The organism is Bradyrhizobium lablabi (assembly GCF_001440475.1).
In the GTDB taxonomy this organism is placed as follows: Bacteria; Pseudomonadota; Alphaproteobacteria; order Rhizobiales; family Xanthobacteraceae; genus Bradyrhizobium; species Bradyrhizobium lablabi.
Genome location: NZ_LLYB01000018.1, coordinates 1 through 4,175 on the forward strand (window position 1 = coordinate 1; position 4,175 = coordinate 4,175).

Annotated in this window: 2 protein-coding genes and 2 pseudogenes; 1 reads left to right on the forward strand and 3 read right to left on the reverse strand. The window is 60.3% G+C overall.

All coding sequences use genetic code 11. From position 1 onward, the window contains the following. Positions 1 to 679 precede the first annotated feature (679 nt). Positions 680 to 813 (forward strand): annotated as a pseudogene (locus tag CQ14_RS43065) (IS5/IS1182 family transposase); the annotation flags it as partial. A 412-nt stretch (positions 814 to 1,225) separates the two neighbouring features. On the opposite strand, the gene nopM reads toward CQ14_RS43065, so the two are convergent. The 3 genes and pseudogenes from nopM to CQ14_RS41675 all read right to left on the reverse strand — a co-directional run. After that, on the reverse strand, positions 1,226 to 2,968 hold the full coding sequence (gene nopM / locus CQ14_RS00170) for a T3SS effector NEL-type E3 ubiquitin ligase NopM (RefSeq protein ID WP_199805396.1): 1,743 nt from the start codon (positions 2,966 to 2,968) through the stop codon (positions 1,226 to 1,228). A gap of 251 nt (positions 2,969 to 3,219) precedes the next feature. After that, positions 3,220 to 3,447, reverse strand: coding sequence for a recombinase family protein (locus CQ14_RS43070; protein WP_347337100.1), 228 nt, complete (start codon positions 3,445 to 3,447; stop codon positions 3,220 to 3,222). 36 nt (positions 3,448 to 3,483) lie between these two features. Next, positions 3,484 to 4,025 (reverse strand): annotated as a pseudogene (locus tag CQ14_RS41675) (transposase); the annotation flags it as partial. Positions 4,026 to 4,175: the final 150 nt, after the last annotated feature.

The window sequence follows — 4,175 nt, forward strand, 5'->3', positions numbered from 1 at the left end:
ACGACAAATGCGATTCTAGCTCAATCGCTTAGCCGCTCTTCACGGACGACGTTATAGTTTCAACTTGCAAGAACGGGGAAACGGGTTCGGTCCTCTGGACCGGCCGATGTCGTTGCACTGCATCAATAAGGTGCGCCTGAGGAGGACAGCGCCTCTCAAAGCAGAGAGTATACTCATCGCAGTGTGCCTCAACACTGAGTACCATCAAGATCAATCCGGCATACGGCAATGATCTAGCGTGTGGCTGCCTCGCGGGCGCTGACGCAGTCGCCAATCGACGATGGAGTACAACGAGCCGTTCCCCGTGGGCGCCGCAGCCGGCCTATTTGCCAGCCGAAAGTGTCAGTCAGTCGACCCGCCATTCTGGGATAAAAACTTCGAGGCATATACCTCCGGCCGGGCAGATCAGTCGTCTTACGACCCGGGTCCGCTGCCGAGTATATCTTTATATCTTCCCCTGGAGTGGCAGCACGGCGCACAGTGGGGGCCGGAAGACCTTAAGGAGGGACTGCGCTTGGAAAACGTGCTGCCAGGCGCGTCTCAACCGGGGACAAATCTCATCCTTCAGGGCGTGAATTACACCGCCACCATTGGGCCGGCAAGCTATGAGAGTTATGTTTTTCTGCGCCCAACCGAATAAGGGGATGACAATCTTCGAGAGTGGGGCCGTTCAATGACCGACCGGCTGCTGGAGGGCGACATCGCGGCAAAGTTCTGCCGGTGGTGCTGGCGCAGCCCAAGGTTAAGAAGCTTCCGTCGAGCGATCACTTCTCGGGCGATGGCACGGTGATCGAGGCCTGGGCCTCGACTAAGCGCGACTAGCCGGTCGTTCGGCGGGAAGCGGGCTCGCTTGCTGCGAGCCCACGTCGAACAGCAACTCCCTTGCTCAGGCCTGGCCACATCGCGTCACGAGCAAAACTCGGCAGTCCACAACTGGACCGTCCCAAGCCTGCGAGCCTAATGCTGCGAGTCTCTTGAGCCGCGTTTATTGCTCCCGCCGCGTGCCCTTCGATCACCATTTCTGCCCACTCGACTCCTGCCCATCGCTCTTGAGCGGGCCGAAGGCTCTCTATGGCCCGGCCAGCGTTGTTTGATCCGCTGACGAAAGTCGAGCGCCAAGCGGCAATCGTCAGCGGCAGTTCGAAGATGATATCAATTGCACGTTCGATCTTTAGGTAGCGCCACAGAGCAATGAAGAATATCCCTGCGGGAGTCTTGGGAAGTCTCATTGTTCGAGGCCACGGTCTGCGAGCAGCCGGTGCATGACCTCGCGTTTGATCTCGCCAGCGATTTGGTTTCGGACTTGGGCTCCGAGTACCCGCTCGGCATCCGCATCGCCTAGCAGACCATGCTCGGCCAGACGCTGATCGAGGCGGCTTTGAAACTCCTCGCCCATAGCTTCGACGAGCCGGTCTTGCATCGCTGCATATTCGTCCGGAGCGATGCGCCTCAGCACCGTCTCCCAGGGTTGCCAGCTTGCCATGTAGTCGGTGAACTGGCTTGCTTCCCGCTCCCGGACCAGGTGCAGCGCCTCCGTCGCATCATCCTCGCTTACGTGAGAGACCGCCAGGAAGCGCATGTCAGGGGCGACGTGACTGAGCTCCAGAGGCTCGCGCAGCCGATGTTGATAGGCCAGGTAGACTTCGATGTCGTCTACGTTCGGGTTGCCGCTGAGGAGCGAGTTGACCCTGTCGCGCGCGATCTCGTCCAGCGCCTCCAAGCGGAACGCGACACGGCCGCGCTGGATCAGTTCGCCAAGCCGATCGTCATATAGCCCGTTCTCGACGTCAGCGTTGAGGCGCGCGCTCTGCATACCGTTCCAGTGCAAAGTAACACGATCCTCGCAGCTCGCGTTGGCCTCGGAAGCCTGTGTGAAAAACTGCTCGCGCAATCTCGGATTGGCCGCCGCCTGCCGCAGATCATCAGCCACTGCCTGCCGAAACGCGTCATTGCCGTAGTTCACGGTGCCTCGTAGCCTCTCCAGGAACTGTGCGTAATCCTGGGCGCCGGGCTCATCCGCAAAGTGCTGCCACTCGGCCAGCGTCGCCGGATCATCTGCGAGCCAGTGTGCGGCAGCCTCATGCAGGGATTGCTGCGCAAGCTGCGGTGGCGCTTCAGCCGCTGCCAGACGAGCGAGGACGTCGTCCGGCAGCGGGTTATCCCCGAACTCGAGGCTCTCCAGATGCGGGTAGTAGAGACTAAGATGCGGTACAAGAGCCTCAACAAGACTCTCAGGCAGGCTGGTCAGCCGGTTACCGCTAAGATTGAGCGATTGCAGCGTGCTCGGAAGAGGGGCGGGGAGGTTGGCCAATTGATTGCTGCTGACATCGAGTTCAATGAGCCACGATGGGAGTGACTCGGGGAGGTCGGTCAGCTGATTGCCACTAACCGCGAGCGAGGTGAGCCCGCTCGGGAGAGGGTCCGGCAGGCTAGTTAGTCGGTTGTCGTTTGCGTTTAGGATCTCAAGCCCAGCCGGAAGGTTGGCCGGCAGACTGGTCAAGCTGTTGTCGGCGAGCTCCAGCCGAGAAAGGGTCGCCGGAAGAGCGTCCGGCAAACTGGTCAAGCGGTTATGGCTAATGAGAAGATACTGGAGACCGGGTGGGAACGTAGCTGGCAGGCTGCTTAGCTCGTTGTGCCTAGCGCGCAGTTCCAGCAATCTTGGCGGCAGGGCGGCGGGCAAAGCGGTCAGCGAGAGGGACGACAAATCCAGCGAGTGCGAGCCTGCGTTGTCCGAATCCCTGATTCGTGTGCGCCCCTGTCGCCGATTCTCGGCTTCGCCCTGCCCCTCTTCGGCAACCCAGTTGTCCAGGATCTGCGCGCGCGCGGAGGCTGGGGTCCGATACCCTGTCAGGGTTTCGACCCAATCCGCCATGGCTCGGCTGAAGCCGCTGAAATAACTTTCCTGCTCCCCCTCTTCGGAAGGGGCCGAGGAAGAACCTGCACTCCACTGTGCCTGTCCCGTGTTCATCAATTTCTCCATTGTCAGAACAAGAATACCCCCCGCTTCTCAAGCTCGCGAAGCAGGTGGTTGCGCAGCGCAATGATCATTCGACAGCCGGTGCACGTGCGCTGCGGCTCCCGCCCGACTCGAGTCGGTACAGGCTCACACGAGCCCAACCGCGGCAAATGGATCGATACTGCTGCGAGCTTCTGCCATTTCGCTGACCAGATAAGCCGTCAACATGGTAGCGTTCTGCCCTTAGCAGGCCTACCTGTCGATTAGCTGACGAGTGTCGCTGCAGAACACGCAGTTCGCTCCACTGTTGCCACCAGCGACCGAAGCAGGTCCACCTTGCGGGTGAGCCGGTCAAGCTTCGCAAAGACCAGCTTGGCACCGATTGCCTTGGCATGTGAGAGGGCCGCCGCGAGCTTGGGGCGGTCGGAGCGCTTGCCGCTCTCGGTTTCCACGTACTCGGCGGCTACCACCGCCCATCCGGGCAAATCCACCAGCCGGAGCGAACTCAGGACTGGGTAAAACCTGGGGGCAAGGTCAACGGCAGCCAAGAAGTTTCTGGCAAGTTTGCCATAGCGAGTTGCGACACGCCTGAAGTCCTTGAGCCGGCAGAAACAGCGCTCGATAACATTGCGGCCTTTGTAGTGCGTTTGCTGAAGCTGTGGAGGGGCACCCTGTTGGATTTGTTTGGAATGACAGGCTTCGCGCCGCGGCTGACGATTTCTGCGCGAAAGCCGTCGCCATCGTCCAAAAGGACGGCCCTGCGGCAATATCGGCGTCTTGGCCTGGAGTGAGATGAAATGCGAAAGGTTTGCAATCAGGGTCTCTCAGCGCGTGGATTTTCGTGGTCCGGCCACCGCGCGAGCGGCCGATCGCCTGTTTATGCTCTCCCTTCTCTGCCGACTGAAACGATTATAGATCGTCGCGTAAGGACCATAGTCGGGCGGGCAATCGCGCCAGCGTGCGCCGCACTGAAGCATGTGAATGATACGCTGATGATGCGCCGATCGTCATCGCGCGCCGGGCCAGTAGCCCACCGCTTGTGGTTGAGCCAGAACAGCCCTTTGCGCATCGAAGTCGTCCGCACCGAATCAACTCGGTGCGAAGGAATCAGAGTTCGCTAATTAGGTACAGACCCTAGGAGGCGCCGGCCGAACGATGGCTGTAAGCGGGAAACCCCGTCTGGCGGAGTGGGTAAGCGATCGGCTATCGGCTGCTGAGT